Origin of the sequence: Hyphomonas oceanitis, assembly GCF_036964545.1 — a bacterium.
Lineage (GTDB): Bacteria > Pseudomonadota > Alphaproteobacteria > Caulobacterales > Hyphomonadaceae > Hyphomonas > Hyphomonas oceanitis.
In genome coordinates this window covers 168,248-194,057 of the sequence record NZ_JBALTL010000001.1, presented here as the reverse complement: position 1 = coordinate 194,057, position 25,810 = coordinate 168,248, and the positions used below count along the sequence as shown (strand labels likewise).

Sequence of the window (25,810 nt, the reverse complement as noted above, 5' to 3'; positions counted from 1 at the left end):
ATTGCCGCGGCTAGTCCGCCACCTGATACGGTTTCAGTCCGGTTTGAAACCGATCTGGATTTCGCGGTGGGAGTCGGCGTCCTGGATTTTCACGGTGCCGGAGTTGAGGCCCTTGCCCTCGAAGAGGATCTTGGTCTCGCCCATGAAGGGTTTTTGCGACTCGACGCTATATCCCGCCTCGCGAAGGTGCGAGATGTAGTCAGCGGCCAGATCTTCGGCGCTATGGTCTGATATGGCGCGGAGGCTGTAGCCGACGCTTCCCATGTCCATGACTTGCGTGATCTTGAAATCGTCAGGGAGCCACATGTCCTTGGGAAGACTGTCCGGGCGCTCAGAGGGCGCTTGGGCGGCATCGAGTGTTTCCCTGGCGCCGCCGCTCTTGAGGCCTTTGATGTGATCGCGCAAATCGCTGGTGGACTCCCTGGCGTGCTCGGCGACTTCATTCCGTGTCTCGGCCTTGGAATTGCCGCAGGCGGCGAGCGCAACGGCGAGGCAGGCCGCCAAAGGTGCGTGGAAAAAGATGCGGTTCATGGGCGAGGGCTCCTTACGCAATTGAAGTGGGCCGGGAGTGGCCGTCATCATGGTCAACGCAGTGGGGCGACACCGTCCGCCACGTTTTTGCTAGCGGATATGCTGCGGCGGCGGCGTGACGCCCATCCAGCCATTGATCTCGCTGGCGAGCATGAGGGCATGCTGCTTGCTGAGGCTGGCATGCGTGCTGATGATCCAGCGCACGCTTTCATCGGTTGTGGCTTGATAGGGGCGGCTTGTTGCCTGCAGCACGTCGTCGGGCAGGTCACCGCTGGCGAGGGCCAGTTTGTAGCGCTTTTGTCCATTCTCGCCGGCACTGTTTGAGCGGTAGCCGAGTTCCACATAGGCATAGCGGAACTTGGACAGGTTTCGGATGAGGCTGCGTTTCCGCATGAAGCCCCATTCCACGGGAATGATGGGCTGGGTCGTAAGGGTTACGCGGTCTGCCAGCCGATCAAACACCACTTCCAGATGGTTCGAGCCAAGCAGCCCGACGAGCAGGATGCCGATCCCGAGCAGCAAGAGGATGAGGCGGGCGTGCTCGACGTCCGAGGCGAGATCGAGAACCGCGAGCGTGATCATGACGGTGCCGCCGAGCGAGACCAGGGCGGCGCTGACCCAGCTTGGTTCTGTCAGGACAAGCGTATCCGCATCGTGCCGTATTTTCATTTCAATGCCCGCCCCTGTGATGTCCTGACCCTGCCTCATGCTCCACGCGAAAAAGGGCCCATGCCCGCCATAATTTCTGGCGGGGTCGTTGCCCGGCATGCGTTGAAGGTAGTGGAGATGCAGTCAGAGGAGTTTCAGATGCGGTTCAGTTCAGGTGTGGGGCGCGGCACACGCGCGCTTTTGTTCGGGATATGTCTCGTGACAGCGGTGGGCTGCGGCCAGACGAGTGCCGAGCCATCGGCGCCGTCGACGCGCGACGAGACGCCCTCTCAGAGTGCAGACTGCGCGATACCGTTTCCGGAGGGTATTCCGGTTCCGGACGGGTTGAAAATCGAGACGTGCAATCAGGCCGACGACCTGACCGGTTTTCATGGCAAGGCGCCGCTGCCGAAGGGTGTCGATGCCAGCTTTGCGGCGCTGAAGGCCGATTATGAGGCGGGTGGGTACACGCTTTACGACCAGACGAGCGGCAAGATCCGCAGTCTCATCTTCGGCGGCGAGGGGCACAGGAAAGGGCAGATCCAGCTCAATCCGAAAGAGGGATACCTTTCGGTGGCGATCAACCTCTATCCGTCAGACATGGAGGAATAGGCGATGAGCCGAAAGCGTGCTGCGATCTTGCTGGCGAGCGCCCTTGTGCTGGCATCCTGCGGGGCGGCTGAGTCGCCGATGAAGGAGATGAAAACGGGGCAGACGGCAGCGGAAGCGAAAGGCAACGCGGCATCAGCGCGGCCGGCATGGTTGCCCGGTGATATCCCTCTGCCGGATGATCTCGTGATCTTCGAGACGAACCGGATGACGCTGCCGGGGGATTCGTCCGTCAGTCATATGCTGAAGGGGTATTCCTGGGCGGATACGGATGCGGCGGGCGTGACGAGCGGATTGCGGGAGACGATTCTTGCTGCCGGGTATGAGCCTGAGGGCAATGAAGCGTCGGTGACGCCTCAACTCATCCAGTTTTCGGGAAATGGCCTTGCGCAGGGCAAGACAGCGTTCATGCAAGTGGACGCCGATGGCGACCATCTCGTTCTGTCGCTAAGCCTGTCCCTGCCGGAATAGGCAGCCTACTGGCGGCGGCCTGTCGGGTTGCCCGGTGTGGCTTCGTCGCTGTTTGGCAGGCGCACGGCGCCGACTGTGCCGAAGATCTGTTCCCAGAGGCCAAGCTCGCGGCCACGGGTCGGCGTCTCGCGGGAGGCGTAGTTGATCACTTCGCCATCGGCAGCGGTGTATTCGAGCACTTCATCGACCTTGTCATCCTCGCCAAAGCGAATGGCTGTGATCGAACGCTTGGTGATTTTCGGCTTCAGGAAGGCGATGCGTTCCTGAACGTCGGACATGTAGATCCACGTCTTGTCGTCGAAAATGCCCTCGGTGGAGGGGCTGCCGAGCTGTGCCAGCACAGAGGAGCGGGTGTCTTCATCGGGTTTCATGTCACGGGGCTGAGCGTCATCCGCCACATAGCCGTGAAAGTCGCGCGCGGGCGTGAGGCATGCCGTAAGCGGCAGGGTGAGAAGGCCAATGGCCAAAATCGCACGTCGCGACATGGAGAAACTCCTGTTAAGGCTTTGCGAAAGACCTAGCGGTTGCAGCCCCCCCTTGGCAACACAGGAGTACATAGGTGACAGGAATTTCAATCGGCTGGCTGGCGCGGCGGCGGGCCCGCAAGGCGGCTGCAGGCAACGCCTATGCCGGCTTGATGAAGGCGGCGCTGGCCCCGGATTTCTACCTGACAGGCGACGTTGCGGACACATTCGAGGGGCGCGCAGGCATGGTGATGGTCCATGCGGCGCTGGCCCTGCGGCGGATACGGGGCATCCCCGGCAAGGAGGCCGCGCGGCTGGCCGCCGCCCTGAATACGCGCGTTCTGGACGGATTTGACGCCGCCTATCGGGAGCAGGGCGTGGGTGATTCGTCGATTGCGCGAAAGGTGCGCAAACTGGCCGAAGCCTATTACGGTATGGGCCTCGCCCTGACGGCAGCGCTGGATGAAGCGAGCGCTGAAGCGCGCAAATCCGCTGTTGAGGGCGTACTGGCCCGTAATGCGGTGACCGAAAGCAGCCGCGCGGCAGGGCTTGCGGCATGGCTGTGCACGCTCGCCGATGGGCTGGAAGCGCAACAGGACTCGGAGATTTTAGCTGGAAATCTTGACTGGTAGACGGGCGCCAAAGTGCGTTAGCACGTACAGGCGCAGCGTTGCCAAGGTTGGTGACGCGCCGTAAACAGCGCCAGAGTGGAAACGCCAAGTTTCCCCGCAGCAGGAAGGCCCGAATGGCTAAAGGCACAATTCTCTCGATTGATGCCATGGGCGGCGATGCCGCGCCCGGTGTCGTGGTTGATGGCCTGGCTGTCCTGCTGGCAGATCGCGCGGATATTTCGGTGCTGCTGCATGGCAATGAACCTGTGCTGGCGCCCCTCGTGGCGGCGCAAAAGGCCCTGGCGGGCCGCTGTCAGATCATCCATTCCGACACAGTCATTACCAGCGACATGAAACCCAGCCAGGCCCTGCGGCGCGGCAAAGGTTCGTCGATGTGGAATGCGATCGAGGCCGTCAAGAATGGCGAGGCCGGCGCAGCTGTTTCGGCTGGGAATACCGGCGCCCTGATGGCGATTTCCATGCTGATCCTGCGCAAGATGGAGGGCGTGCACCGCCCGGCCATGACGGCGCTGTGGCCAACCCTGCGCGGACGCACCGTTGTGCTTGACGTGGGCGCAAACCTTGAGGCCGATGCGGCGCAGCTGGTGAGCTTTGCGATCATGGGCGAGGCCTATGCCCGCGCGGCGCTTGGCATTGCCAAGCCAACCATTGGCATTCTCAATATCGGCTCTGAAGAGATGAAGGGTCATGATGAAGTGCGCGAGGCCCATGAATGGCTGCGCGCCGCGAAGCTCGACATCGACTATCGCGGCTTTGTCGAAGGCGATGACATCTCAAAGGGGGCCGTCGATGTCGTGGTGACCGACGGTTTTACCGGCAATGTGGCGCTGAAGGCGGGCGAAGGCGTTGCCCGCATGCTGGCGAGTCGGATGCGCGAGGCCTTCACTGCCAGCCTGATGACGAAGATCGGTGCGGCACTGGCCATGGCAGGCCTGAAGACACTGCGGTCGCAAATGGACCCGAGCAATGTGAATGGCGGCGTCCTGCTGGGGCTGGGTGGTGTATCGGTCAAAAGCCATGGCGGCACCGATGCCCGTGGCTTTGCAAAGGCGTGTGAATTGGCTGCAGACCTTGCCAGCAGCCATTACCGCGACGAAATACTCGCCAATCTCTCGCGTATAAGAGAAGGTGGCCTGGCCGCCGAATAGGCGCGGGCGGGCAAGGAAAGGACGTTCATGACACGACGCAGCTTCATTCGCGGCACTGGCGGATACCTTCCCGAGAAGGTGCTGACCAATGAAGACCTGTCGACAATGCTCGACACGTCAGACGAGTGGATTCGCGAGCGCACCGGCATCCAGAAGCGCCACGTTGCGGCGGACGGCGAGCTGACATCCGATATTGCGACGGCGGCGGCCCGTCAGGCGCTGGATGCTGCGGGCATGACGGCTGAGGACATTGACCTGATCGTGCTGGCGACGACGACGCCTGACCAGACTTTTCCGGCAACGGCAACGGCCGTGCAGGCCAAGCTTGGCTGCGGCCCCAGCGCGGCGTTTGACGTGCAGGCGGTGTGTTCCGGCTTCCTGTTCGGGCTGGCGACGGCGGACAGCATGCTGAAGCAGGGCCTGTTCAACCGGGCGCTGGTGATCGGCGCAGAAACATTCACGCGCATTCTCGACTGGTCTGACCGTGGCACGGCTGTGCTGTTCGGCGACGGCGGCGGCGCGGTGGTGATTGAAGCAGTGGAATGGGATGGCACGAATGATGCCGGCATTATCACGCACCACATCCGCACGGACGGCACCAAGTCTGACCTGCTCTATGTCGATGGCGGCGTCAGCTCGACCGGCACGATCGGCCATGTGCGCATGGAGGGAAACCGCGTGTTCAAACATGCGGTGACGAATATTTCCTCGGCCATCCAGGCCGTGCTCGATGAGACCGGCCTGACGGCGGAGGACATTGACTGGTTCGTGCCGCATCAGGCCAACAAGCGCATTCTCGACGGCGTCGCGCGCAAGATCGGCATTCCGGAAGAGAAGGTCGTCATTACGGTCGACCAGCACGCCAACACGTCTGCGGCGTCCATTCCGCTGGCGCTGAACCATGCTGTGCGCTCCGGCCGGGCAAAGAAGGGTGACCTGATCCTTTCCGAGGCCATGGGCGGCGGATTCTCGTGGGGCGCCAGCCTGTTCCGCCTTTGATCCGGCGCGGCCGATTTCATCCACAATTTTCGGGTCTAATCGGGCAATCTGAAACTTCTCAATGATTTAAGCTGACGGGTTTGCTAGGAATCCGTTAAGATTCATTGGCTACCCATTAACGAAAGGCGAAAGACCGTCATGAGCAACCAGACCCTGACCCGTGCTGAAGTAACCGACGCCATTGTCCGTGAAGTGGGCGTGACGCGTCAGGAATCCTCTGACCTACTGGATCGTACGCTCGACATGATCGGCAGTGCACTTGAGCATGAAGACGAAGTGAAGCTTTCGCGCTTTGGCAATTTCGTGGTGCGCTCGAAGGCTGCGCGCGAAGGCCGTAACCCCAAAACCGGCGAAGAAGCCGTGATTGCGCCGCGCCGCGTCGTCACCTTCCGGCCATCTCCCATGCTGAAGGCCCGCGTCGACAAGGGCTGAAACAAAACAAGGATAGCGATATGACTGCCTCACGGAACCGAGTTGAAAAATCCGCTAACGCTTTCCGCTCGATTGGAGAGGCAGCTGCTGAACTTGGCCTTGAGACGCACGTCCTTCGCTATTGGGAAAGCAAGTTTCCGCGCGATGTGAAACCGGTGAAGCGCGCCGATGGCCGCCGCCTGTTCCGCCCGCAGGATATTGAAGCCCTGCGCGGCATCCAGATTCTCGTGCATGAGCGCGGCATGACGCTGAAAGGCGCCAAGTCCATCCTCGCAGAGCAAGGGCTTGCGGCCGTACTCTCTGGCGCGGCCAAGCTGGGCACAGCGGCCAGCCCGGCGCGCGAGCTGCAGAAGAAGGTCGCGAAGGCATTCGATGCCGAGCTGCCTGATACGTCCGCGCCCAAGCGGCAGGAGCGCCTTGAGGGCGCATTGGTCGAGCTGACAGACCTGAAAGCCCGCCTTGATGCGATGCGTGGCCGCCGCGCTGCCTAAACCCATATAAGCGATTGCGGAACCGGGGCGGCTTGGCTACAAGCCGCCAGAGTCGGAGCGTGGCGCAGCCCGGTAGCGCACTCGCCTGGGGGGCGAGGGGTCGTAGGTTCGAATCCTATCGCTCCGACCATTTTCACTTTTGACAGGTACAGTTTGCACCGCGGAATGGGGTGGCTCAAACGCCTGTTTCGACCTGTTCCTGATAGCGTGTGGCGACGTGAACGATGAGGACCGTCGCAATGTGGGAAACAAAGCCCACCGTCCACCAGATCAATGGCCATTTCATCACGAACGTGTCGCCGCCAACGCCTATGCTGATGCCGACAAATACGACGACACCGATGGCATAGCCTGCCAGATGGATCCACAGGGAGAGCCGTATCGCCGCCCGTGTGTTTGCATTCCGGCGGGCAACCGTATTGGCCGCTTCGGCCGCCTGATCGACCGACAGTGCGATGACATCGACATTGTACGCGGCCGCCAGCGCCTTGAGCGATTCCTGCGAGGCCGGTTTGCCATTTTCGATGCGCTGGATGGTCCGAAGGCCAATCCCGGCGAGGTCTGCCACATGTTCCTGCGACCAGTAACGCTCTTCACGCCACCGCTTGATCTTGGCTGCATCTGCTTTGAAGGACATTTTTTTCTCCTGCGTTTCCCATTATCAGATGGACCCAGGAGACCGCAAATGACGTCCCTCCTCCACGCCAGCGGTACGCCATCGCCCCGCCACAAGGCCGCCAGTGCGCCGCCAGCACAGGCATTTCTCGACATTCCGCTCGACTGTACATATTCAGGCCCTCGCAGCAGCCTGAGGGCCATGTTGGTCGGTGCAGAGTGCGAAAAGGGAAAGTGCCATGTCCAAGTTTGTTATGGCTGCAGTGCAGGCCGGGTCAAAACTCTTCGATACGGACGCAACCCTTTCCCTCTTTGCCGGCAAGTTGACCGAAGCTGCGAAGACGGGCGCGGACCTGGTGGTGTTTCCGGAGGCGTTTATCGGCGGCTATCCGAAGGGCATTGATTTCGGCGTGCGTGTGGGCATGCGCTCGCCTGCGGGACGCGAACAATTCCGCCAGTATTTGGATGGGGCGATTGAACGGCACTCGTCGCAGATGGACGAGATCAGGTCGCTCGTCAAAGAGGCGCAGGTCAACGTTGTTCTGGGGATTATCGAGCGCGATGGTGGGACACTTTACTGCTCCAGCGCGACGATCGGACGGGATGGCAATATCCTCGCCTGGCATCGCAAACTGATGCCGACGGCTATGGAAAAGGTCATCTGGGGGCAGGGCGACGGCTCCACCATTGAGGTCGCCAAATCGGACATGGGCGTGATCTCGATGGCGATCTGCTGGGAGAATTACATGCCGCTCCTGCGCTCGCATCTCTACAGCCAAGGAACGCAGGTGCATTGCGTGCCGACGGTGGACGACCGGGATGTCTGGTTGCCCACACTGCAGATGATTGCCCTGGAGGGGCGGTGTTTCGTGGTGAGTGCCTGCCAGTTCATGACGGTGGGCGATGTCTCTGCGGACTGGTTTGAGCCCGTTCAGGGCACGCAGCCCGACACGGTGCTGATACGCGGCGGCAGCTGTATCATTTCACCGATGGGTGAAGTGCTGGCGGCGCCCGTGTTCAACAAGGCAGCCATCGTGTCTGCCGAGATCGACATGGACGAGATCAAGCGGGCGAAGTTTGATCTGGACGTGAGCGGCCATTACAGCCGCCCGGATGTGTTCAAACTGTCCGTGGACACAAAGCCGCAAAGATAGCGCTGCGGCCTGCTACCGCCCTGAGGCTGAAGCAGGCCGAGCCATTTTGCCTATTTCGTTTCCAGATCCAGCTCGTCGGTCTTGCCGACAGCGGCGAGGGCGAAGGCGTATTCCGTCGCGGTTTCCTTCAGTCCTTCGAAGCGGCCAGAGGCGCCGCCGTGACCGGCGTCCATGTTGATGCGCAGGAAGTAAGGCCCGGCTTCAGGGGCCTCATGGCGCAGCTTGGCGGCCCATTTGCTGGGCTCCCAATAGGTGACGCGCGGATCGCTCAGGCCACCTGTGATCAGCATGGGCGGGTAGGGCTTGTCGGAGACATTGTCATACGGACTGTAGGTCGCGATCGTGTCGTAATCCGTATCGCTGGTCAGCGGGTTGCCCCATTCCGGCCATTCGGGCGGGGTGAGCGGCAGGCTCTCGTCCGACATCGTGTTGACGACATCGACGAAGGGCACAGCTGCGATAATGCCGCCGAAGAGTTCAGGGTCCATGTTGGCGGCCGCGCCCATCAGGAGGCCACCGGCAGAGCCGCCCATGCCGACGAGCTTGCCTTTGGACGTGTAGTTCTGGTCGACAAGGTAATGGCCTGCGGCAACATAGTCCTTGAACGTATTGGTTTTCTTGTCGAGCTTGCCATCGAGATACCATTGGTAGCCCTTGGCCATGGAGCCGCGCGGATGGACGATGGCGTAGATGAAGCCGCGATCAACGAGGCTTAGGCGGCCGGTGCGGAAGTCTGCCGGGATGGTAATGCCGTAGGAGCCATAGCCGTAGAGCAGAACAGGCGCGGTGCCATCAAGCGGCGTATCCTTGCGGCGCAGCAGCGTGACGGGCACTTCGGCGCCATCCCATGACGGCGCCATGACGCGCTCGGTGACATAATCGTCGGGATTGTGGCCCGAGGGGACTTCGCGGGTCTTGCGCAGCGTGCGCGCGTGGCTGACGAGGTCATAGTCGATGACCTGGTCCGGCGTGGCCGGCGAGGCATAATCGAAGCGCAGGATGGGCGTGTTATAGTCATAGCCGCTGTCGAGGCCGAGATCATAGGCGGCTTCATCGAAGCTGATCGCGTGTTCGGCGCCATCCGCGCGTGCGCGTACGACGATACGGGGCAGGCCGTTCTCGCGCTCCATGCGGGCGAGATAGTCCTTCTGCGGCTGCATGCCGAGGAGGAGCGTGCCGGGGCGGTGGGGGATGACTTCTTCCCATGCGTCGCGTGAGGTTGCCTCCATCGGGGCCTTCATCATCTTGAAGTCGACGGCGCCATCAAGGTTGGTGATGATGTAGAATTGCCCGTCCCAGTGGACGACGGAATATTCATTGTCCGTCTGGCGCGGCGCGATGAGGTGAAGCTCGGGATCGAGTTCCGAAGCGGAGAACCAGTAGACTTCCGATGTCGTGTGGCCGGAGGCGTTGATGAAGACCACATCCTCGCTGGCGCTCTTGCCGACGCCGACGAAGAAGCCGGGATCCTTTTCCTCATACAGGAGCGTGTCTTCGCCCGTGGCGAGGTTGCGCTGATAGACGGCGTTGGGGCGCGCATTCTCGTCGCGGTGGACCCAGACGATAGCCTGGCCGTTTGCCGTCCACTCAAAGTCGCCATAGGCATTGTCGATCTCGGCGGCGGTGTCGGCACCGGTGGCAATGTCCTGGATGTGGATCTTGTAGAACTCGCTGCCCTGTGTATCGACCGCGTACGCGACCAGTTTGTGGTCGGGGCTGGTATCGATGCCGCCGAAGGAGAAATAGTCCTTGCCTTCGCCCATGGCGTCGCCGTCGAGCAGGATGGTTTCGGGAGCGTCGGGGTTGAAGGCATCTTCAGCCGGCCGCCGCGCGATGATCGGGTATTCGCCGCCCTGACGATAACGCGTGTAATAGGCCCACGGGCCGTCGATCTCGGGAACGGTGCTGTCGTCTTCCTTGATGCGGCCGCGCATTTCGGCGAACAGTTCATCGCGCAGTTCGGTCGTCGGGTCTTCAAGTACAGCCTTGGTGTAGGCATTTTCGGCTTCAAGATAAGTGCGGATATTTGCATCGAGCACGGACGGATCGCGCATGACTTCCTGCCACTTGTCATCCTTCAGCCAGTTATATGGATCATTGCGGGTGCGGCCGACCTGCGTGATCTCGTGGTCGATGCGCTCGGCGACGGGGGGCTGGGGGGCTGGCGTGGCCGCTGGCGCTTCGACGGCAGTGTCGGTGAGCTTGGTATCAGTCATTGTGCATCCGGTCAGAAGGGCAGCGGTCGCTGCGCTGGCAAGAAGGAAAGAAAGGCGCATACGGCCGGCTCCTGTGTCAGTTGAGGCTTAGGGTCGGGGCGGAATGGATCAGGCGGGATGGAGCCTGTCCAGACCTATTCGTCGGGTTGGAAGTCCAGCACGACGCCGTTGATGCACCAGCGCTCGCCGGTTGGCGGCGGGCCGTCCTTGAAGACGTGGCCCTGATGCAGGCCGCAGATGGCGCAGTGGCATTCGGTGCGCGGGATGATCATCTTGAAGTCGGTCTTGGTTGCGACAACGCCTTCGGAGGCAGGCTGCCAGTAGCTTGGCCAGCCGGTTCCGCTTTCAAACTTGTGTTCGGACGACCAGAGCACGGTATCGCAGCCCTTGCAGTGATACTTGCCTGCGCGCTTCTCGCTCTCGTAATTGCCGGGTGTGAAGGCGCGCTCCGTGCCTTCCTTCACGCCGACGCGGAACTCTTCCTCGGTGAGGACTTCGCGCCATTCGCGGTCGGATCGCTGGATTTTGGTGCCTGTGGCGGACATGGGGGACTCCTGTGTCGGGTTCCCGGTCAATATAGGCCGATTATGCCTCAGCGCCATTGGTTGTGTGTCGTCAGGCCTTAAACGAACGGCGCCGGGACATCTGGTGTCCCGGCGCCGCAAATGAGTCTGATTGTGGCTGTTGGGCCTAGCCGTAGAGAACGGTGATCGATTCAGCGACGAGGGCGGGGCGCTCCTGGCCTTCGATCTCGATCGTGTTTTCCATGATCATCTGCTTGCCGCCGGACTTTTCAGTCACGGACGTGCATTTCTGGCGCAGGCGAACCTTGGAGCCGACGGGCACCATATTGGTGAAGCGGACTTTGTCGGAGCCATAGTTGATGCCGCGGGTCACGCCGGAGACGTTCAGCGTTTCGCCGCCGAGCATTGGCAGCAGGGACAGCGTCAGGAAGCCGTGTGCGATGGGGCCGCCCATGGCCTTGGTGGCGCGCTCGACATCAACGTGGATCCACTGGTGGTCGCCGGTTGCTTCGGCAAACTTGTTGACGCGGTCCTGGTCGATTGTGTGCCAGTCGGACACGCCGGTTTCAGTGCCTGCGATGGATTCGAGATCTGCGTAGGCGACTTTTTTCGGGTTAGCCATAAGGATATTCCTCCTGAGTTTATGCTTGGGCCTTTTCTGGCGCGGGCAGCGCCATCCGGCAAGGTTTACTGAGCGTCAATCTGCTGGACGTAGAGCTGATTCTCGCAAATACTTCGCCAATGGGCTGAATTGGGAGACGCCATATGACAGATTCGAACCAGATTTCCGTTGATCCGAACACCAAGGGCAACGCGAACCTTATCTATATTCTCTACCTTGTGGGCATCGTAATCGGCGTCACGCCGATTATCGGGGTCATCATGGCCTATATTGGCAAGGGTCAGGGCGACCCCGTGCTGGAAAGCCATTACAACAATCAGATCAACATCTTCTGGAAGGCCCTGCTTTACAGTGTGATCGGGGCTGTTCTGACAATGGTTCTGATCGGCATTCTGATCCTGCTCGCGACGCTGGTCTGGTACATCGTGCGCTGCATCAAGGGTATGCAGGCCCTGTCGGCCGGCCAGCCGATTGAAAATCCCGGTAGCTGGATGTTCTAGGCTGCGATGACGCCGAATATGGAAACAGCCGCTCCAATCCAGGGCGGCTGTTTTCGTTTCAGCCGTGCTTGCCCGTCAGCTTGGCGAGCCATTTGAACGAATCCTTCGGCGTGCGCTTGAGCGTTTCAAAGTCGACATGGGTGACCCCGAACCGGGTGGTGTACCCCTTTGCCCATTCGAAATTGTCGAGCATCGACCAGACGAAGTAACCCCGCACATCCGCGCCTGCCGCGCGCGCTTCCAGCAGAGCGGCCAGGTAGCGGTCGATGAAATCGATACGCACGTCATCTTTCACACGGCCCTGCGCGTCTGGCTCGGCCAGATCGGCAACGCCATTCTCGGTGACGAAGATCGGCAGGCCGTATCGCTCCGCCGTCTCGATCAGGATATCGCGGAAGCCCTCAGGGGAGGCATTCCAGCCCATCAGGGTAATCTCGCTATCCTCGGGTGGATTGGCCCAGCGATAGCCTGCGGGCCCGTCATCGGCCGTCGCGTAGAGCGGGGAATAGTGGTTGAGGCCAAACCAGTCGAGCTTCTGGTTGATCAGCGCCTCGTCGCCCGGTCGGATGCGATCACCGAGCGCGGCTGAGACGATCGGGTCGTATTTGCCAAGGATCATGGGATCGGCGAAGGCGCGGTTCCACCAGGCATCGAGCCTCGCCGCTGCGAGGCGATCAGGGTCTGTGTCGTGTCTCGGCAGGCAGGGCTGCATGTTGGGGACGACGCCGAGTTGGGCACTGGCTGGCAGGGCGTCCCGCAGCGCCTGTATGGCCGACCCATGGGCGAGATTCACGCCATGCACCATGTCGCGATAGAGATCGTAGTCACGGATGCCCGGCGCGTGGATGCCCATCTTGTAGCCGAACATCGCGAAAACATTGGGTTCGTTGAAGGTGGCCCAGTGCGTGATGCGGTCGCCAAGGCGGTCCGCCATGAGGGTCGCGTAATCCGCAAAGAGCGGGGCGATTTCGCGACTGGTCCAGCCCTTGCCCGCGTCGTGCAGGGCGAGCGGCAGGTCCCAGTGATAGAGGCAGGCCCATGGCGCAATGCCGTTTTCGAGCAGGCTGTCCGTCAGCCGGTCATAGAAATCGAGCCCTGCCTCGTTGGGCTTTCCCTTGCCCTCAGGCAGGACGCGGCTCCACGAGAAGGAGAAGCGATAGGCGTCCAGCCCGAGCTGTCGCATGAGGCCCACATCTTCGCGGTAGCGATGGTAGTGGTCGCAGGCAACGTCGCCTGTGTCTCCATTGTCGATGCGGCCGGGCTCTCGGCAGAAGGCATCCCAGATGCTCGGCGCGCGGCCGTCCTCATCATGGGCGCCCTCTATCTGGTACGAGGCGGTCGATGCACCCCAGATGAAATCCTTCGGAAAGTCACCTGGCTTGACCATGTCAGACGATCCGGCTCTTGGAGTTGCCCCAATACTTGTCGCGGATGAGGCGCTTGTAGAGCTTGCCGGTCGGGTGGCGCGGGAGTTCGGGATCGAAGTCGATCGATTTCGGGCATTTGATCTTCGAGAGGTTTGCCTGACAGAAGGCCATCAGCTCGGCAGCGAGTTCCTCTGAGGGCGCCTGGCCCGGAGCAGGCTGGACAACCGCCTTCACCGCTTCGCCGAACTCCTCGTCCGGCACGCCGATCACGGCGCAGTCTGCGACTTTTGGGTGGGTGATCAGGATGTTCTCGCATTCCTGCGGATAGATGTTCACGCCGCCCGAAATGATCATGAAGGCCTTGCGGTCTGTCAGGTAGAGGAAGCCGTCTTCATCCACTTTGCCGACATCCCCAAGGGACGACCAGTCAGCGTGGCTGGCGTGGAGGGCGCCTTTCGATTTTTCGGGATCGTTATGATAGGTCGGCGGAACAGTGCCGCCGAAATAGACTTGGCCCTCTTCGCCGACCGGCACTTCATTGCCCTGCTCGTCGCAAATGTGGACTTCGCCATGGACGGGCTTGCCGACTGTGCCCTTGTGGGTCAGCCAGTCAGCGCTGCGCGCCCATGTCATGCCATTGCCCTCAGAGCCGGCATAGTATTCGTCGATAATGGGGCCCCACCAGGCGATCATCTGTTCCTTGACCGGCACAGGGCAGGGCGCAGCAGCGTGGATGGCGAACTGAAGGCTGGAGACATCATATTTCTCGCGCACCTCAGGGGGCAGTTTCAGCATTTTTACGAACATGGTCGGGACAAGCTGGGAATGCGTGACCTTGTACTTCTCGACCAGCTGCAAGTATTTTTCCGCGTCGAACTTTTCCATGATGACGAGCGAAGCGCCGAGCTTGGTCATCGACATGCTCCAGCGAAGCGGCGCCGCGTGGTAGAGCGGCGCGGGCGACAGGTAGATCGAGGTCTCGGTCACACCGGCGAGGCCCCGGCAGATCTGCACGAGCACATTGTCGGCGTCGATGGGCAGGTTGCGTTCCAGCGGGGGACGGATGCCCTTGGGGCGCCCGGTCGTACCGGACGAATACAGCATGTCCGTTCCGGCCATCTCGTCCGGAATGGGCGTGACCGGAAATTTGGACTGATGGGTTTCGAGCGGCGTGAAGCCCGGAATGTCGCCATCAATGGACCAGTAGTGGCCGAGGTCGGTGACGGATTTTACATCCTGCGCGACAGCGGACTTGTGGGCGTCAGCGATCAGCAGCTTCGCGCCGGAATCCTCGATGATGTATTGTACTTCGGGTGTCGTCAGGCGGGACGAGATACAGACGAAGTAGAGGCCGGAGCGCTGGGCGGCCCAGCAGACTTCGAAATAGCGGGCCGAGTTTTCGGCAAAGAGGGCAATCGTGTCGCCAGGCTGGCAGCCAGCCTCGCGCAGGGCGTGAGCGATCTGGTTGGAGCGCTCATCGAGCTGGCGGAAGGTGACGACCTCACCGCTGCCCGCCATCGTGTAAGCGGGGTGATCAGGCCGGGATTTGGCGTGATGAAAGGGGTGCATTTGCGTCTCTCTCCATTGATGCGGTGGCCGCTCTGGTGGGGCCTGCTTCAGGTTTTGGTCGAACTTAACCAGACCGCGCCCGGCGTCCACTGGCGACGCAGGGGAAAGCGCTAAAAGCTGCGGGTCCAGTAATCCATCCGGTGGACGATCTTTGGCCCGTTCGGTGTTTCCGGCCACTCAAAATGGCTCACCGCGCCGTCGAGGCGGCAGTAGCCCCGTGCTTTCCAGAAGGGATCAAGCGGGCTGTAGCCTTCGGGACGAAGGGGATGGTCTGCCGGGCGGTCCACGGCGCAGAAACAGGCCCGCTTGTAGCCATGGGCAAGGGCATGGGCCTCGCGCACGTCGAAGAAGGCATGGCCGATGCCGTGACCGCGATAGGCGGGCAGCAGGACGGACTCGCCAAAATAGAAGGTCGTCGAAAGATCTATCCCCGCATCGACGAGTGGTTCGGCAAACTCGACATGGTGGCCTGTCAGGGCTGACCCTGTGGCGCAGCCGACAATCTCGCCATCATCATTCTCGGCAGTGACGATCAGCGCATCGGGCGCCTGCGAGAATGTGTTCAGGTAGTCGAGTTCATAGCCTTCGCTGCCAGCGTATAGATAGGGAAAGGCGCGGAAGACCTCGATGCGCAGGCGGGCAAGCGCAGGCAGCGCCTGTTCCATTTCCCCACCTGTCAAAGAGCGGACTTTCATGAGACCTGCCGGATCCATTCCTGAAGATTGTAATAGGTGGTGACGCGCGTGATCTGGTCTTCACTGATCTCGAAGAAGGCGCCGGCGGGCAGGCGGTATTCCTGGCCGTGGGCTTTCGGCAGCCCGTCATCGGTTTTCTTGTAGGTGCCATTGACGATGAACTCGGCTGCGGCGCGGGTTCCGTCTGCGGAGGTCATGATGGCGATGCCCGTCAGGTTCTCGTCATAGCACTCATCCATATGCGCAATGAAGGCGGCGAACTTTTCCTTGCCGCCCCGGCGGACACCCTCGTTGACGTCATGGCTGATCGTGTCGCTGACGCAGGCGAGCATGCCTTCCCAGTCCTTGGCATTGAAGGCGGCGTAATAGCGGGCGACGAGGTCGGCGGGGCTCATTGTGTTTTGCTTCCTGTGCGTGGGAGACCGGGTGTGCCGGCAAGTTCCGGGTGTTGGGAAACGTATGTAGCCTTCAGTTCGACCGAGCGGTTATGATGACCGTCCGGGCTCCAGCCTGGCGCATTGATGGCCCGGCGCACCCAGCGGTCAGGGCGCAGGCCGTCCCGCGCGCAATCGCGTAGCAGAGCGCCGAGTTCATGAAAGGCGATGATGAAGGGATTGTAGCTCTGCAGCGGTTTGACGATGCCATAGACAGGCTTTTCGTCATCGAGTTCGGGTACATAAGTGCCGAACATCTTGTCCCACGTTATGAACACGCCGGCATAGTTTGCGTCGAGGTAGCGCGGGTTGGTTGCATGGTGCACGCGGTGATGGGACGGCGTGTTGAATACGGCCTCGAACCAGCCGGGCATACGGTCCACCGCCTCGGTATGGATCCAGAACTGGTAGATCAGGTTCAATCCGCCCACGAAGAATATGACATAGGGGTGAAAGCCGATCAGAACCATCGGCACGCCAACGAGGATCAGGCCGGTGAACGGTCCGAACCAGGGCTGGCGCAGGGCTGTTGTCAGATTGTAATGCGTGCTCGAATGGTGCGTGACATGCTCCATCCAGAACCAGCGCATGCGATGGGCCAATCGATGCTTCCAGTAATAGGTGAAGTCATAGATCACGAATGCCAGCACAGCGCTCCACCATGTGAACGGGATGCTTTCAAAGCCCCAGCCGGAGATCGTCGAAATGGAGAAGCGGTAAGGCCAAGCGAGCATCATTAGCCAGATCGTGACCATGCCTGTCAGCGTGTTGACCACGACATTGCCGATGCCCATGGCCATTGAGGCGAGCGCGTCCTTGGTTTCATAATTGCCCTTGGCGCGTCCGCTGCGCACGGCCCACCATTCCCATATCACCGATATGAGGAAGACTGGCGCGGCGAGGGTCGTCGGCTGTATTGTTGCAAGCCACTCCGGCATTTATGTCGGGTCCGCAATCGCGGCGCCGTCCCGCTTGTAGACATGGCCGTCCTTCATGATGAAATCGACCTGCTCAAGGATGGAAATGTCCTTGATCGGGTCGCCGCTGACCGCCACCAGATCTGCCGCGCAGCCGACATCGAGGCAGCCGAGCATGCCGGTCTTGTCGAGCGCTTCGGCGGCGGTTGCGGTGGCTGCGGTGATGGCCTGCATCGGCGTCATGCCGAACTGAACCATGCGCGAGAATTGTTTCGGGTTGTCGCCATGCGGATAGACGCCCGAGTCAGACCCGAACACCATTTTCACGCCGGCCTTGTTGGCTTCTGTGAAGCTGGCGCGCTGGATTTTCGAGATCGCGCGTTCCTTGTCCATGGATTCTGCCAGCACGCCATTCTTCTCGCCTTCGGCCAGCGTGTATTCGGTGTTGTAAATGTCCATCGAGAGATAGGCGCCCTTTTCCTTGGCGAGCGCGATTGTCTCGTCGTCCAGAATGCTGGCGTGTTCGATTGTGTCGACTCCGGCGATAAGGGCGTTGCGTATGCCGACCGTGCCATGGGCGTGGCTGGCGACTTTCAGGCCGCGTGCGTGCGCTTCTTCGACAGCGGCCGTGAGCTCTTCCAGGGTGCCCTGCGCGGCGCCGAGGGACGTGCCCTTGGAGAACACGCCGCCGGTGGAACAGGTCTTGATAAGGTCAACGCCATACTTGATGTTCTCACGCACTTGCGCGCGCATTTCCCAAGGACTGTTGGCCACGCGCTCACCCTTCAGGGCGTATTCCGACGGCAGCAGGTTGTTATCCGAGCAGTGACCACCCGTGATGCCGACCGGCGGGCCGGAGACGTACATGCGCGGGCCGGGCACTTCACCCTCATTGATGGCGTCGCGCAGAGCGACATCGCCATAGCTGCCGGCGCCGACATTGCGGACCGTGGTGAAGCCGGACAGCAGCGTACGGCGGGCATTCTTTACACCCTTGATGGCCTGGCGCTCGTCCGACAGGGCGAGCGAGGCATAGCCGCCGTCTGTGGGGTCGCTGGTCAAATGGGCATGCATGTCGATAAAGCCGGGCAGCACCGTCTCGGATGACAGGTCGATCACTGTGGCCCCACGCGGCACCTTGATGGCTTTCTGGGTGCCAGAGGCCGTCACTTTGCCCTCTTCAATGACCAGCGCGACGTCTTTCAGCACTTTGCCGCTGACCGGATCGACGAGGCTGCCTGCCTTTACATAGACAGGCTGGGCCTGAGCGATGGCGCCGGTTGCGAGCATGGCGGCTGACAGGAGCAGCGAGCGGGAAAACATCATGGGAAGGCCTTGTTCATCTGCGATTTGCGCGACTATCAGGGCCAAATCGCCGGACGGTCAACCCGGGTGCAGCTTTCCCCTGCGACGCGCTTGACGTTGGGCGTCTGGCAGGCAGTGTGTCGCCAGCAATTGCCCAAAGGGAGATACAAGATGGCGCAGCCGAAAAAGTTCGAGCAGATTATCCTGGATATTGAGGATGGCGTTGCCATTCTGACGCTCAACCGCCCCGAAAAGATGAACGCCTTCACGGGCAAGATGATGTACGAGATGATCGAAGCCTTCGATATCACGGACGCCGATGACAGCGTACGCGCCGTGATCGTGACCGGCTCGGGCGATCGCGCATTCTGCGCCGGCGCTGACCTCTCCGAAGGCGCCAAAACGTTCGACTATGATGCCCGTGCCGATTCCGGCGAGGCAGGACGCACGCAGGACGTGGATATCCAGCGCGATGGCGGTGGCCGCGTGACCCTGCGCATCTTTGACAGCCTCAAGCCCGTGATCGGCGCCATCAACGGCGCGGCCGTCGGTATCGGTGTGACGATGCAGCTGCCCATGGATATCCGCATTGCATCTGACAATGCGCGCTTCGGCTTTGTATTCAACCGCCGCGGCATCAACCCGGAAGCGGCGTCGAGCTACTTCCTGCCGCGCCTCGTCGGCATCCAGCAGGCGCTGGCCTGGTGCTATTCCGGCCGCGTGTTCCCGGCTTCTGAAGCGCTTTCCGGTGGCCTCGTGCTGTCCGTCCATCCGCAGGCCGAGCTGCTTGATGTGGCCAAGGCCATGGCACGCGAGATTGCGGACAATACGGCCGCCGTCTCCACGTCGCTGACGCGCCAGATGATGTGGCGCATGCTGGGCGCGAGCCACCCGATGGAAGCGCATATCGTGGATTCCGCTGCGATCTACTCGCGCGGCAAGACGCCGGACGCGAAAGAGGGCGTGATGAGCTTCCTCGAGAAGCGCAAACCGGAATACCCGGTCAAAGTGTCCGACGGCATGCCGAACTTCTTCCCCTGGTGGGAAGAGCCTGAGTTCGAGTGGATCGGCGGCAAGGACTAAACGCCATGATGCCGGAATTCCAGTTCGTTGAAATCAATGGCGTAAAAATCCGTGTGGCCGTGGCGGGAGAGGGGCCACTGGTCGTTCTCGTGCACGGCTTCCCGGAGAGCTGGTATTCCTGGCGTCACCAGATCAAGGCGCTGTCTGAGGCGGGCTACCGTGTCGCGGCGCTGGACGTGCGCGGGTATGGCGGCTCTGACCGGCCGCATGCAGTCGAAGCCTATGACATGGAAAGCCTCTCCGGCGATGTGGCCGGTGTGGCGAAGGCCCTGTCGCCGGGCGAAAAGGCCGTTGTGGTTGGTCATGACTGGGGCTCGCCCATCGCGTGGAATACGGCTCGGCTGCATGCGGACACGTTCCGCGCTGTGGCCGGCCTCTCCGTGCCCTATATTCCGCCGGGCGAGATCGTGTTCATTGATGCGGTGAGGGCATTCTTCACTGCGCGGGGGTTGTTCTTTTACCAGGTCTATTTTCAGGATCAGGGCCCGCCGGAGGCTGAGCTGGAAAACGATCCGGCCGAGACGATCCGCAAATTCTACTACGCCATCTCGGGTGATGCGCCCGAGGGCACCTGGCCAACCGACAAGAAACATGGCGATACGCTGCTGCACCGCCTGCCGGAGCCGCCTATGCCGCTGCCCTGGCTGTCGGAAGAGGATGTCGCCTATTACGACTCGCAGTTCCGTGAGTCCGGCTTTCGTGGCCCGCTCAACAGGTATCGCAACTGGCACCGAGACCATGCTTATCTCACAGGGCATAGCGCACCGATGACCATCGCCCAGCCGTCGCTCTATATTGGCGGCACCAAGGATCTCGTGCTGAAGATGTCGCCGGGCGACATGCTGGCCGCAATGAAGGCGAGCCTTGGCGACCTGCGCGGCGCGACCTTGCTGGAAGGCTGTGGCCACTGGACCCAGCAGGAGCGGCCCGAAGAGGTCAACAAGCTCCTCCTGGACTGGCTCGGCGGGCTTTAAGCCCCTTACACATTCGACCGATAAACCTGAAAGGCTCCCGCATGGTGATCTGGCGGCAAACGAATATTGATCTCGACAAGATCACTGCGGCCCAAGAGGGCACGATGGGTGGCATCCTGGGGATCACACTCGTGAGTATTGGTGACGATACGCTGACGGCGCGCATGCCGGTGGATCACCGTACGCTTCAGCCGCATGGACGCCTGCATGGCGGCGCCTCGGTGGCGCTGGCAGAAACGGTCGGATCAATTGCCGCCAATCTCGTACTGGACTCAAATGAGAGTGTTGGCGTCGGCCTCGAAATCAATGCCAATCATGTGCGTCCGGTGAAAGAAGGTTTCGTCTTCGGCACGGCGAAGGCAGAAGCGCTGGGCCGAACCACACAGATCTGGACCATCCGCATCACGGATGAAGAGGATCGGCTTGTGTGCCTGTCGCGTTTCACGGTGGCCGTGATCCCGGCCAAAAGGGCCTCGCCGACCTGACAAAGGATTCCTTATTTGCTGCTGGCGGCCATGATGCCCATCAGCTGGCGTTCGGCTGACAGTAGGCGCGTCGGACCATCAGGCGCAGGCAGGGCATCGCCATTTGCGGCCAGTGTCATTATCGCGGGGTGTATATAGGACTTCTTCGCAATGGCGGGCGTATTGCCGAGACGCGCTGCGGCGGCTTCGCTCAGCGCCTTGAGCGTAGGCTTCTCCTCGCGCATCAGCACTTCGGTCGCTGCCGTGCTGCCGGACCATGTCCGGAAATCCTTTGCGCTGAAGGCCCGACCCGTCAGGTCGTGGATGAACTCGTTCACGTCGTGCGATGTGATGCAGTGCCCGTCCACTTTGAACAGGGCTTGGCCCGGAAGCTGTTGCAGGTGCTTCACTGCTTCAATCAGCAACTTGTCCTCGATCAGGACATCGCGCACCTTACCGCCCTTGCCGATATAATGCAGTTCCAGCAGCTCGTCGTGAATGTCGACATGCGCGTTGGACAGTGAGACGGCGCCGATGGCACTCGTGCGGCCTTCCTTGCCGATGCGCAGCGCGCCCTTGTCGAGCAGGCGAACGACACAGGCGCAGGCGAAGTCTACCGGATCGTCCAGTTCAAGGAGGCGTGACTGAACCTGACGGCGAAGGGCGGGCAGGCCCCGGCCAAATTCCAGCATGTCGGCAAACTTGGCCTCATCGCGCACGCGGCGCCATTCAGGGTGGTAGATGTATTGTGTGCGGCCAGCCTCATCCTCGCCGGTGGCAAGGATGTGTGCGCGGCCCGCAGGGCTGAGCCAGACATTCTTCCAGGCAGGCGGAACGGCGAGCGTCTCCAGCCGTGCGCGCTCCTCGCCGGAAATCGTGTCGCCGCTCTCGTCGACATAGCGCCAGCCTTTGCCGCGTCGCTGGCGCCGCCAGCCGGGCTTGTCCGTGTCTGCCCAGACAAGCTTCGCATGGCGGGCGCCAACCGTTTCGCGTGCAAGGGGTACAGTCGAGCTGAAAGGCATGTTCGCAGAACTCCCGCCCTGCGAACCGGGTTCCTGCCCCTTGTCAAAAATTAGCGACGGTCGTGATTTAGAAGTTCACCCGGTTGGAAACGGCGCCATCGACGATGAGATTGGCGCCCGTCGTGTAGGAGGAGAGTGGGCTTGCCAGGAACACGGCAGCGTTCGCGATCTCCTGCGGTGTGGCGCAGCGGCCCATCGGATTGCGCGAATTGGCCTGTTTGAAGAATTCCGGCTGGTTGGTTTCGACCATGTGCCAGATGCCGCCCTCGAAATAGACCATGCCGGGCGACACGGTGTTCACGCGCAGGCCAATGCCGGCATGCTGGCGGGCGAGGCCCTTGGCCATGTGGATGAGCGAGGCCTTGACCGGGCCGTAGGAGCCGGCGCTGTCGGCAATGGCCGCAGAGATCGACGTGATGATGACGAAGGCGGCGTCGCCATTGGCCTTTGCGGCTTTGGTGAGGAAGGGTGATGCGGCGTCGAACGCATTGACGGCGCCGAGCACGTCCAGCTCGAAATTCTTCTTCCAGGCATCGGGATCATTGCCCTGCGCCATGGCGCCGGCATTCGAGATGAGGATGTCGATGCCGCCGAGTTCGTCACCAGCCGCCTTGATCCATGCCTTCAGTGCCGCGCCATCGGTTATGTCGACCGAGCCGCCTGTGGCCTTGATGCCGAGCGCTTCAAGCTCGCTCACCGCTTCAGTCACCTGATCGGCATTTCGGGCGCAGATGGCGACATTGGCGCCTTCGGCTGCCAGCGTATCGGCGATGGAGCGGCCTATTCCGCGTGTGCCACCGAGAATGACGGCGTTCTTGCCCTTGAGTTTGAGGTCCATGCGTTCTCTCCCTGTCTGACCGCCATGATAGGCTGGTGCTTTGGTGTGCACTGTGGCGCGTCTGCGCGGATATTCCAACTGCCCTTGCGTCGCGCCTTGCCATTGGTTCGGCTGGCTGCTTGATGGGAGGAATGCAGACACTCCTTCCCCTCGCCACCGAAATCGGCGCCCGCCTCAAGGCGCGCGGCGAAACGGTCGGCATTTCCGAATCCTCCTCAGGTGGGCTGATCTCTGCCGCGCTCCTGTCGGTGCCCGGTGCCTCGGCCTATTATCGCGGCGGCGGCGTCATTTACACGCCGCAGGCCTTTCGCGGACTGATGGGGCTGGACCGATCCGTCATGACCGATGGCATGCGTTCGTCTACCGAACCTTACGCCCGCCTTATGGCCCGTACGATACGAGGCCGTCTTCAGTCCGATTGGGGGCTCTGTGAAACAGGCGCATCAGGTCCGGGCGGGAATGGCTATGGCGATGCGTCAGGTCACACGTGTGTCGCTCTGGTTGGCGAACATGGAATCGAAGTCTCCCGCACACTGGAGACGGGGCTCGACGATCGTGTTGAAAACATGCGCCTCTTCGCCATGGATGCGCTGGAGCTGTTGCACGCTGCGCTCGCCTGAACGAGACGACGCCGCGTCATCCACGTAGTTTCCCGGATAGGCCGCAGCGGCCGGAAAGTCCGTAATGATGCTCTGTCCTCAGTAGAGGGAGAGCGACATGGATGGCAGTTTTCAGATCGAGACATCAAGGTCTCATAGCACGACAAATGGCGCTGCCGACGCAGCGTTTCGGGCCGAGGTCGATGCTTTTCTAGATACAGCGCTGACGGATGAACTGCGCGCAGCTGGCCGGGCCACAACAGGCCTCAAATCATCGCCCGAAGCCTGTGCGGCATGGCGCGATATCTTGCTCGAACGCGGATGGGTCGCGCCATCCTGGCCTATCGCCTATGGCGGCGCTGGCTGGAGCACGGAGCAAAGGCTCTATTTCGAGAATGCCAGCGCCGAACGCGATGCGCCCATCCTGCAATCCTCCGGTATCCGGACCATTGGCCCACTGATCATTGCGGAGGGCACGCAGGCGCAGAAAGATCTCTATCTTCCTGCCATACTCAGCGGCGCGCATGAATGGTGCCAGGGATTTTCCGAGCCGCAGGCAGGTTCTGACCTATCCGCCCTGTCGCTCCGGGCCGAGCGCGACGGCGACGACTTCATCCTGACGGGATCGAAGCTCTGGACCAGCTTTGCCAATTACGCGACGCACATGTTCCTGCTGGCCCGCTGTGATGCCGGTTCGCATGGAGGCCATGGCCTTGTCTTCCTGCTGGTCGAGATGGACCGACCCGGTATCGAGGCGCGCCCGATCCGTTTCATTGATGGCGCGTGCGAGACCAATGAGGTTTTCTTCAATGGCGTGCGCACGCCGGCGGCGGATCGTATTGGTGATGTGGGAGAGGGCTGGAAGGCCGCCAAGCGCCTGATGGAGATTGCACGGTCCAACAACACAACAACCGGTCTGCTGCGCCGCGCCATGCGGGCCGCGAAGCAGGGCGCTGCCGAGGCAGGCTGTATGGATGGTGAGATGCAGATGCGTCTTGCGGACATGGTAAGGCGCATTGATGCGTTTGAAGCGCTTGAGGCGCATGTCTCGGCAGGCGGAATCGATATTGGTCCGGCGCCAGCCACTTCGGCGCTCAAGCTGCTGGCGACAGAGCTGCATCAAGCCATCACGGAAATTGCGCTCGATGTGGCGCCGCATTCGGCCTTCGCTCAGGAAAAGTATTTCGCGACGCGTGCGGCGACGATCTATTCAGGCACGAGCGAAGTCCATCGCAATATCCTCGCCCGCGCTATCGGCTGTCCCTAGCCGCGGCGCAAGTCGATTACAGGCCCTGAGCCTTGACCTTATCCCGTCCGGCCTTCTTTGCCTCGTAGAGATATTTGTCGGCCTGCTCAATCAGTCCACGCATGGTCATGCCTGCCTCTAGGCGCGCAACGCCGAACGAGGCTGTCACGCTTGCGATACGGGTCGGGTCGCCTTCGACAGGAACTTCGGACGCCTTGAGTTCGCTCTTGATCGCCACGAGAAGATTGTAGGCGGAGACAACATCTGTCTGGGGAAGGATGATGCCGAATTCCTCGCCGCCGATCCGCGCGACCATGTCATGGCCCTTGATATTACCCTTGATGCACTGGGCGAACATTTTCAGGACGGAATCGCCTGTCTGGTGACCGAAATTGTCGTTGACCTGCTTGAACAAGTCGATGTCGGCCATAGCGAGGCAGAGCTTGCCGCCCGAAGCGAAAGCGTGGCTGATTTCTTCTTCGAGGCGGTCATCGAAAGCACGCCGGTTGGCGATCGCAGTCAGGGGATCGCGCATGCACTGATTACGGACTTCCTCTAGTTCCTGATGCAGGGTTGCGAGCTGTTTCTGGGAATCGCAGAGGCCCTGGCTCAACTCCTTGGTCGTATCAATCATGCGCCGATTGTCGCTGACGAGACGTGACACCAGTGATGCGAGCCCGCCGCCCGAGGATGCATCCGGAAGGCGCGTTTCGACATCATTGAGCGACGCCTGATAGGTAACATTGGTCGATACGCTCTGCTGGATAATTTCGAGAACGCTTTCGATTTCCTTTTCGATTGCACCGCCAATGCTTTGCGTTGCGGCCTGGCCCGTGTCCGGCAGCAGCAATTCCTGGTAGATGGAATCGATATCATAAGGGCTGAGCGTGGTCTTGTTGGCCAGCAATTGATCCACGCGCTCGACAACCTGGGCATCTTCGCCAGCAGCATAGGCATACCAGAGCGCATAGGCCTGTGGATCCGGCGGTGTGCGGTGTTGTTCAATCAGTGCAAAGGCTTTGCCCGCATTCTGATAGACTGCGGTCGCCTCCTTCGAGGCGCCGGAAGACGGTTGAACGTCATCCTCGCTCGCTTGCGCGCTATGTATCACTTTGCGTCCCCACGACTGTGCCATTAACCATAGTCTGTCTAGTGGCGCATATTTTATGCGAGGTTAATACCCGTCAGACGCGATTTCACGGAAATATACGTTAATTGTCATATTTTAAGGCAAGGATTGC

At 61.1% G+C, this 25,810-nt stretch carries 30 protein-coding genes and 1 tRNA gene; 15 read left to right on the top strand and 16 right to left on the bottom strand.

Translation table 11 applies throughout. The features are described from left to right. Positions 1-33: 33 nt before the first annotated feature. Both V7651_RS01020 and V7651_RS01015 read right to left on the bottom strand, forming a co-directional pair. Entirely contained in the window at positions 34-531 is a 498-nt protein-coding gene (locus tag V7651_RS01020) for a hypothetical protein (protein ID WP_335611890.1), read from the bottom strand. 90 nt (positions 532-621) lie between these two features. After that, positions 622-1,200: a hypothetical protein gene (locus tag V7651_RS01015; protein WP_335611889.1), complete on the bottom strand. Its 579-nt coding sequence runs from the start codon at positions 1,198-1,200 to the stop codon at positions 622-624. Between the two features lie 138 nt (positions 1,201-1,338). Here V7651_RS01015 and V7651_RS01010 point away from each other — a divergent pair, with 138 nt between their 5' ends. Further along, complete coding sequence (locus V7651_RS01010) at positions 1,339-1,791, top strand: hypothetical protein (RefSeq protein ID WP_335611888.1); 453 nt, start codon at positions 1,339-1,341, stop codon at positions 1,789-1,791. 3 nt (positions 1,792-1,794) lie between these two features. Next, on the top strand, positions 1,795-2,259 hold the full coding sequence (locus tag V7651_RS01005) for a hypothetical protein (RefSeq protein WP_335611887.1): 465 nt from the start codon (positions 1,795-1,797) through the stop codon (positions 2,257-2,259). A 5-nt stretch (positions 2,260-2,264) separates the two neighbouring features. Here V7651_RS01005 and V7651_RS01000 read toward each other — a convergent pair whose 3' ends face one another. Then, the gene (locus tag V7651_RS01000; protein WP_035535781.1) at positions 2,265-2,744 is read right to left on the bottom strand and encodes an outer membrane protein assembly factor BamE; all 480 of its coding nucleotides are present in this window, start codon (positions 2,742-2,744) and stop codon (positions 2,265-2,267) included. Positions 2,745-2,818: 74 nt separating this feature from the next. Here V7651_RS01000 and V7651_RS00995 point away from each other — a divergent pair, with 74 nt between their 5' ends. The 6 genes from V7651_RS00995 to V7651_RS00970 all read left to right on the top strand — a co-directional run bounded on the left by V7651_RS00995 (position 2,819) and on the right by V7651_RS00970 (position 6,555). Next, entirely contained in the window at positions 2,819-3,355 is a 537-nt protein-coding gene (locus V7651_RS00995; RefSeq protein WP_051624465.1) for a ubiquinol-cytochrome C chaperone family protein, read from the top strand. Positions 3,356-3,468: 113 nt separating this feature from the next. Then, positions 3,469-4,503 carry a phosphate acyltransferase PlsX gene (plsX, locus tag V7651_RS00990; protein WP_335591331.1) on the top strand — a complete coding sequence of 345 codons (1,035 nt, stop codon included), beginning with the start codon at positions 3,469-3,471 and terminating at the stop codon, positions 4,501-4,503. Between the two features lie 27 nt (positions 4,504-4,530). Further along, a complete protein-coding gene (locus tag V7651_RS00985) occupies positions 4,531-5,502 on the top strand; it encodes a beta-ketoacyl-ACP synthase III (RefSeq protein ID WP_335611886.1) in 972 nt (323 codons plus the stop codon). A 138-nt stretch (positions 5,503-5,640) separates the two neighbouring features. Continuing rightward, complete coding sequence (locus V7651_RS00980; RefSeq protein ID WP_034737518.1) at positions 5,641-5,934, top strand: integration host factor subunit alpha; 294 nt, start codon at positions 5,641-5,643, stop codon at positions 5,932-5,934. A 20-nt stretch (positions 5,935-5,954) separates the two neighbouring features. Next, positions 5,955-6,425 carry a MerR family transcriptional regulator gene (locus V7651_RS00975; protein WP_035535785.1) on the top strand — a complete coding sequence of 157 codons (471 nt, stop codon included), beginning with the start codon at positions 5,955-5,957 and terminating at the stop codon, positions 6,423-6,425. Positions 6,426-6,478: 53 nt separating this feature from the next. Further along, a tRNA-Pro gene (locus tag V7651_RS00970) sits at positions 6,479-6,555 on the top strand. A gap of 45 nt (positions 6,556-6,600) precedes the next feature. On the opposite strand, the gene V7651_RS00965 is transcribed toward V7651_RS00970, so the two are convergent. Continuing rightward, positions 6,601-7,062, bottom strand: coding sequence for a helix-turn-helix domain-containing protein (locus V7651_RS00965; protein ID WP_335611885.1), 462 nt, complete (start codon positions 7,060-7,062; stop codon positions 6,601-6,603). 217 nt (positions 7,063-7,279) lie between these two features. Here V7651_RS00965 and V7651_RS00960 point away from each other — a divergent pair, with 217 nt between their 5' ends. Further along, positions 7,280-8,194, top strand: coding sequence for a carbon-nitrogen hydrolase family protein (locus V7651_RS00960; RefSeq protein WP_335611884.1), 915 nt, complete (start codon positions 7,280-7,282; stop codon positions 8,192-8,194). Between the two features lie 50 nt (positions 8,195-8,244). Here V7651_RS00960 and V7651_RS00955 read toward each other — a convergent pair whose 3' ends face one another. The 3 genes from V7651_RS00955 to V7651_RS00945 all read right to left on the bottom strand — a co-directional run bounded on the left by V7651_RS00955 (position 8,245) and on the right by V7651_RS00945 (position 11,556). After that, entirely contained in the window at positions 8,245-10,410 is a 2,166-nt protein-coding gene (locus V7651_RS00955) for a S9 family peptidase (protein WP_335611883.1), read from the bottom strand. 134 nt (positions 10,411-10,544) lie between these two features. Continuing rightward, on the bottom strand, positions 10,545-10,955 hold the full coding sequence (msrB, locus tag V7651_RS00950) for a peptide-methionine (R)-S-oxide reductase MsrB (protein ID WP_035535789.1): 411 nt from the start codon (positions 10,953-10,955) through the stop codon (positions 10,545-10,547). A gap of 145 nt (positions 10,956-11,100) precedes the next feature. Beyond that, positions 11,101-11,556 (bottom strand): MaoC family dehydratase, encoded by a 456-nt coding sequence (locus V7651_RS00945; protein WP_335611882.1) that lies wholly within the window; start codon positions 11,554-11,556, stop codon positions 11,101-11,103. Positions 11,557-11,699: 143 nt separating this feature from the next. Here V7651_RS00945 and V7651_RS00940 point away from each other — a divergent pair, with 143 nt between their 5' ends. Then, a complete protein-coding gene (locus V7651_RS00940) occupies positions 11,700-12,056 on the top strand; it encodes a DUF4870 family protein (RefSeq protein ID WP_035535791.1) in 357 nt (118 codons plus the stop codon). 58 nt (positions 12,057-12,114) lie between these two features. Here the strand turns inward: V7651_RS00940 and V7651_RS00935 are convergent, their stop codons facing one another. From V7651_RS00935 to V7651_RS00910, 6 genes are all read right to left on the bottom strand, one after another. Beyond that, positions 12,115-13,443 (bottom strand): GH1 family beta-glucosidase, encoded by a 1,329-nt coding sequence (locus V7651_RS00935; protein WP_335611881.1) that lies wholly within the window; start codon positions 13,441-13,443, stop codon positions 12,115-12,117. 1 nt (position 13,444) lies between these two features. Then, positions 13,445-14,992, bottom strand: coding sequence for an acyl-CoA synthetase (locus V7651_RS00930; protein ID WP_335611880.1), 1,548 nt, complete (start codon positions 14,990-14,992; stop codon positions 13,445-13,447). Between the two features lie 110 nt (positions 14,993-15,102). After that, positions 15,103-15,657, bottom strand: a complete 555-nt coding sequence (locus tag V7651_RS00925) for a GNAT family N-acetyltransferase (protein WP_335611879.1) — start codon at positions 15,655-15,657, stop codon at positions 15,103-15,105. A gap of 26 nt (positions 15,658-15,683) precedes the next feature. Then, positions 15,684-16,082, bottom strand: a complete 399-nt coding sequence (locus tag V7651_RS00920; RefSeq protein WP_335611878.1) for a ketosteroid isomerase-related protein — start codon at positions 16,080-16,082, stop codon at positions 15,684-15,686. After that, positions 16,079-17,059: a sterol desaturase family protein gene (locus V7651_RS00915; RefSeq protein WP_335611877.1), complete on the bottom strand. Its 981-nt coding sequence runs from the start codon at positions 17,057-17,059 to the stop codon at positions 16,079-16,081. The genes V7651_RS00920 and V7651_RS00915 overlap by 4 nt, the downstream gene beginning before the upstream one ends. Then, positions 17,060-18,361: a Xaa-Pro dipeptidase gene (locus V7651_RS00910; protein WP_418887213.1), complete on the bottom strand. Its 1,302-nt coding sequence runs from the start codon at positions 18,359-18,361 to the stop codon at positions 17,060-17,062. It lies immediately after the preceding gene. Positions 18,362-18,514: 153 nt separating this feature from the next. Here V7651_RS00910 and V7651_RS00905 point away from each other — a divergent pair, with 153 nt between their 5' ends. From V7651_RS00905 to V7651_RS00895, 3 genes are read left to right on the top strand one after another with little or no spacing between them, the layout of a single operon-like run. After that, entirely contained in the window at positions 18,515-19,426 is a 912-nt protein-coding gene (locus V7651_RS00905; protein ID WP_035535796.1) for a crotonase/enoyl-CoA hydratase family protein, read from the top strand. A gap of 5 nt (positions 19,427-19,431) precedes the next feature. Next, entirely contained in the window at positions 19,432-20,400 is a 969-nt protein-coding gene (locus V7651_RS00900; protein ID WP_335611875.1) for an alpha/beta fold hydrolase, read from the top strand. 41 nt (positions 20,401-20,441) lie between these two features. Further along, entirely contained in the window at positions 20,442-20,885 is a 444-nt protein-coding gene (locus V7651_RS00895) for a hotdog fold thioesterase (RefSeq protein ID WP_335611874.1), read from the top strand. 11 nt (positions 20,886-20,896) lie between these two features. On the opposite strand, the gene V7651_RS00890 is transcribed toward V7651_RS00895, so the two are convergent. Further along, positions 20,897-21,886, bottom strand: a complete 990-nt coding sequence (locus V7651_RS00890) for a DNA topoisomerase IB (protein ID WP_335611873.1) — start codon at positions 21,884-21,886, stop codon at positions 20,897-20,899. A gap of 67 nt (positions 21,887-21,953) precedes the next feature. Then, complete coding sequence (locus tag V7651_RS00885; protein WP_335611872.1) at positions 21,954-22,724, bottom strand: SDR family NAD(P)-dependent oxidoreductase; 771 nt, start codon at positions 22,722-22,724, stop codon at positions 21,954-21,956. A gap of 131 nt (positions 22,725-22,855) precedes the next feature. Between V7651_RS00885 and V7651_RS00880 the strand changes: the two genes are divergently transcribed. Both V7651_RS00880 and V7651_RS00875 read left to right on the top strand, forming a co-directional pair. Further along, positions 22,856-23,344, top strand: coding sequence for a CinA family protein (locus V7651_RS00880; RefSeq protein ID WP_035535800.1), 489 nt, complete (start codon positions 22,856-22,858; stop codon positions 23,342-23,344). A 97-nt stretch (positions 23,345-23,441) separates the two neighbouring features. After that, the gene (locus V7651_RS00875; protein WP_335611871.1) at positions 23,442-24,590 is read left to right on the top strand and encodes an acyl-CoA dehydrogenase family protein; all 1,149 of its coding nucleotides are present in this window, start codon (positions 23,442-23,444) and stop codon (positions 24,588-24,590) included. Between the two features lie 16 nt (positions 24,591-24,606). Here V7651_RS00875 and V7651_RS00870 read toward each other — a convergent pair whose 3' ends face one another. Further along, entirely contained in the window at positions 24,607-25,704 is a 1,098-nt protein-coding gene (locus V7651_RS00870) for a GGDEF domain-containing protein (RefSeq protein WP_335611870.1), read from the bottom strand. Positions 25,705-25,810 lie beyond the last annotated feature (106 nt).